This is a genomic window from Thermoanaerobaculia bacterium, from assembly GCA_035260525.1.
Classification (GTDB): Bacteria; Acidobacteriota; Thermoanaerobaculia; order UBA5066; family DATFVB01; genus DATFVB01.
Genome location: DATFVB010000340.1, coordinates 1 through 4,163, shown reverse-complemented (window position 1 = coordinate 4,163; position 4,163 = coordinate 1). Strand labels below are relative to the sequence as shown.

The 4,163-nt window shown below is 67.5% G+C and carries 2 protein-coding genes and 1 tRNA gene; all 3 read left to right on the top strand.

Going from position 1 to position 4,163, the window contains the following annotated elements:
• Positions 1-80 precede the first annotated feature (80 nt).
• The 3 genes from hflX to VKH46_16240 all read left to right on the top strand — a co-directional run bounded on the left by hflX (position 81) and on the right by VKH46_16240 (position 3,995).
• Positions 81-1,286 carry a GTPase HflX gene (hflX, locus tag VKH46_16250; GenBank protein HKB72390.1) on the top strand — a complete coding sequence of 402 codons (1,206 nt, stop codon included), beginning with the start codon at positions 81-83 and terminating at the stop codon, positions 1,284-1,286.
• A 190-nt stretch (positions 1,287-1,476) separates the two neighbouring features.
• A tRNA-Sec gene (locus VKH46_16245) sits at positions 1,477-1,574 on the top strand.
• Positions 1,575-2,117: 543 nt separating this feature from the next.
• Positions 2,118-3,995 (top strand): potassium transporter Kup, encoded by a 1,878-nt coding sequence (locus tag VKH46_16240; protein HKB72389.1) that lies wholly within the window; start codon positions 2,118-2,120, stop codon positions 3,993-3,995.
• The last annotated feature ends 168 nt before the right edge of the window (positions 3,996-4,163 follow it).

Below are 4,163 nucleotides of genomic sequence, written 5' to 3'. Positions count from 1 at the left end.
CGTTCCCGGCGGGCGCGGATTGACTCCATCCGGGATTAATCCTAACCTAGCAGGCGACTGATGCGAATGGATCGGTCTCGTTGACCCGGGAAAAAGCCCTCCTCGTCGGCGTCGTCACCCGCGGCACTTCCCGCTCCGAAGTCGAAAGGCACTTGGACGAGCTCGAGCGGCTCGCCGACACGGCGGGCATGGAAGTCGTCGGCCGCGAGATGCGCGAGCGGTCGACGATCGACCCGGCGACGTTCATCGGATCGGGCGCGGTCGAAGAGATCTCCGGCGCCGCCGCGGCGCTCGGCACGGACCTCGTGATCTTCGACGACGACCTTTCTCCCGGCCAGGTCCGCAACCTCGAGAAGGCCCTGCCGCGCGTCACCGATCGCACGGGGCTGATCCTGGAGATCTTCAACCGGCACGCGCGCACTCGCGAGGCGCGCACTCAGGTCGCGCTCGCGAGCTACGAGTACCTCCTGCCGCGGCTGACCGGCAAATACAAGGGCCTCTCCCGGCTGGGCGGCGGCATCGGCGGGCGCGGAGCGGGCGAGCAGCAGCTCGAGCTCGATCGCCGCAAGATCCGCCACCGCATCTCGCTTTTGAAGAAGGACCTCGCGAAGATCGAGACGTCGCGGCGCGTCCAGAAGCGGGGCCGGCGCGACTCCTACCAGGTCGCGATCGCGGGATACACGAACGCGGGGAAGACGACGCTCTTCAACCGCCTGACCGAGAACGCCGCGCTCGCCGCGGACCGCCTCTTCGCCACACTCGACGCGCGCATCGGGAAGATCCGCGGCACCGGCATTCTCGTCGTGGACACGGTCGGCCTCATCCGGAAGCTCCCTCCCGGCCTCGTCGCTTCGTTCCGGTCGACGCTCGCGGAGATCCGCGACGCCGATCTCGTCCTCCATGCCATCGACGGCTCCTCCGAGTGGGCCGACGAGGAGAAGCGCGTCGCGGAAGACACGTTCGCGGAGCTCGGCGTCGAGCCGGGCAAGGTGCTTCCCGTCTACACGAAGGCGGACCTCGTCCCGCGGCGTCGCCCCAGTCTGTGGGTGTCCGCGGCGACCGGCGAGGGCATCGATCGGCTGATCGACGAGATCGAGAAGCGCCGCGCGCCCGACGAACTGGAGAGGACGCTCCGCATCCCGTACGCCGATTCCCGCGAGATCGCGCGGGTGCGCGCCCGGACGAAAGTGCTGTCGGAGAAGGACGAGGGCGACGCCCTCGTGCTCCGCATCTCCGGACCACGCCGGCAGCTGGACATGCTCGCGGAATACGAGATTCCGCGGTAAGGACTGTCGGTTCCGCGGTCCTCCTCGCCCGGGCGAGATGAAAGCTTCGATCCCGCATTCTGGCCTTCGTCATCGCGAGGCCGCAACGCGGCCGTGCGATCTCACCCAAGGGATATTGCGAGGAGCAGCCTGCCGCGCCGTGGCATACGGTGGAGCGCCGGGGAACCCGTGCGATAGACTCGGCGCGTTCGGAAGCGCAGGAAGTCTGGTGGCTTCCGCGGACTTCAAATCCGTTTGAATCGCGGCTCAGCCGGGATTGGTGGGTTCGATTCCCATGCGCTTCCGCCATCCGCCTTCGCCGAACCTTCGGCGCGATCGAGCGGAAGAGGCCGATCACCCGCGATAGGAATCGAACCCACAGAGGAGCGCGAGGGAGGCGAAGCCCCCTCGCAACAGCAGCTGGGCCGGCCACGAGGGGCCCAGGCACAGAGGTGGCCGGCCCGATGGCTCGCGCACTGGCGTGCGCAGCGATTGCTCGATCCGCGCGCAAGCGCGGGCGCATTGCGCTTCCCGCTCCGCGGGTCGAGCAATTCCACACGCGGCTTCCACCAGCCTCCTCCGTTTGGCGAAATCTCCCGCATCGCGCCGAACCCCCCCTCTCCCGGCGGGAGAGGGTCGCGGTGAGGGAGCTGGCCGCTGCCACGCGTTCCCGCCTTCGCCAGGGCTTCGGCGGGATCGGGATCGGCGCGTCCCCGGCGTTTCCGCCCCGCCGCCGCACGGGCCCTTCGCCGCGGGATCGACGGGACGGCATTCCGGGTCGATTCCTGCTCTAATTCACCTCTCATGTCGTCGACCGACCTCGAATCGAAGGTCCGCGGTGTCCCCGCGGGGATGGCGTCGGCCGTCCCGTCGGGACGCCGGCTCTTCCTGCTCTGTCTCTCCGCGCTCGGCGTCGTTTACGGCGACATCGGGACGAGTCCGCTGTATGCGCTGAAGGTCTGCTTCTCGGGCCTCCACGCGATCCCTCTGCGACCGGAGAACGTCCTCGGCATCCTCTCCCTCGTGTTCTGGTCGCTCGTCGTGATCGTCACGGTCAAGTACCACGTCTACGTGCTGCGGCTGGACAACCGCGGTGAGGGCGGGATCCTCGCGCTGATGGGTCTCGTGCGCGGCGGGAGGACGGGGCGGCGCATGCGGCTGGGCCTCGTGACGCTCGGCGTCTTCGGGGCGGCGCTCCTCTACGGCGACGGGATCATCACTCCCGCGATCTCGGTGCTCTCGGCCGTGGAGGGGCTGCAGGTGGCGACCCCGGTCTTCGCCGGCGCCGTCGTGCCGATCACGGTCGTGATCCTCGTCGGCCTCTTCCTCTTCGAGAAGCGAGGGACGGCGTCGATCGGCCGGATCTTCGGGCCGGTGATGCTCGCGTGGTTTTCCGTGCTCGCCGTGCTCGGCGTCCTGGGGATCCTTCGCCACCCGGGCGTGATCGCCGCCGTCAATCCCGCCCACGCGGTCGCGTTCTTTGCCCGGAACCGGTTCCACGGCTTCCTCGTCCTCGGCGCGATCTTCCTCGTCGCGACCGGCGGCGAGGCGCTCTACGCGGACCTCGGGCATTTTGGCGAGAAGCCGATCCAGATCGACTGGTTCTCGTTCGTCGGTCCCGCGCTCGTCCTGAACTATTTCGGGCAGGGGGCGCTCCTCATCGTGAATCCCGCCGCCGCGGAGAACCCGTTCTACCGCCTGGCTCCCGGGTGGGCGCTCTACCCGCTCGTGATCCTCGCGACGATGGCGACGATCATCGCGTCGCAGGCGATCATCTCCGGCGCGTTCTCGCTGACGCGCCAGGCCGTCCAGCTCGGTTATCTGCCCCGCGTCCGGATCGTCCACACTTCGCCGGAGGAGATCGGCCAGATCTACATTCCCGGCCTGAACTGGGTCCTCATGATCGCGACGATCGGCCTCGTGCTCGGCTTCCGGAACTCGAACAACCTCGCGGCCGCGTACGGCGTCGCGGTGTCCATGACGATGGTGATCACGACGCTGCTCGCGTACTTCGTCGCGCGCGACCGCCTGCACTGGAGGACGGGCGCCGCATTTCTCGTCACGATCCTCTTCTTCGTGTTCGACCTCTCGTTTCTCGGAGCGAACCTCGTGAAGGTCGCGAGCGGCGGCTGGTTTCCGCTCGTCGTGGCGCTCATCGTGTTCACGATCATGACCACCTGGCGGCGCGGGCGGCGGTTGTTGAACGTCCAGCTCCGGCGGAGGCTTTGCAGCGTCGAGCAGTTCATCGACGACGCGAAGCAGGAGAAGCCGGTGCGGGTTTCCGACACCGGGATCTACATGTCGATGATCCCGGACGTGATCCCGCCCGCGCTGCTCAACAACTTCCGCCACAATCACATCCTCCAGAAGCAGGTCATTCTGCTGACCGTCCTCACCGAGGACGTGCCCCGCGTCCGCAAAAAGGAGCGCGTGCATGTGGAGGCGTTTTCGGACGGCTTCTACCGGGTGGTCCTGCATTTCGGGTTCATGGAGACGCCGGACATCATTCCGATTCTCGAAAAGATCAAGGCGCCGGGCCTCTCGCTCGACCTCTCGAAAGCGACGTTCTTCCTCGGCAAGGAGATGATCCTTCCCTCGGACCGCCCCGGCATGGCGATCTGGAGAGAGAAGCTCTTCTCGATGATGTCGAACAACTCCCGGAGCGCGACCGCGTTCTTCTCGCTGCCGCCCGAGCAGGTGATGGAGATCCGCGGCCAGGTCAAGATCTAGTGTCCGGTCCCGGAAATAACTTCAGCGTTGCGCCTGCGGCTTGCGGACGAGGGCCAGACGCGTCGCGGGAGCAGATGCCGTTCGCATCGGGCCCGCGACGCAACGCCGCCATCGTTCGCAATGTGCGGGCGCCCTTCGGGTTCGGGCGGCGCGGGGCAATCTGCGGCG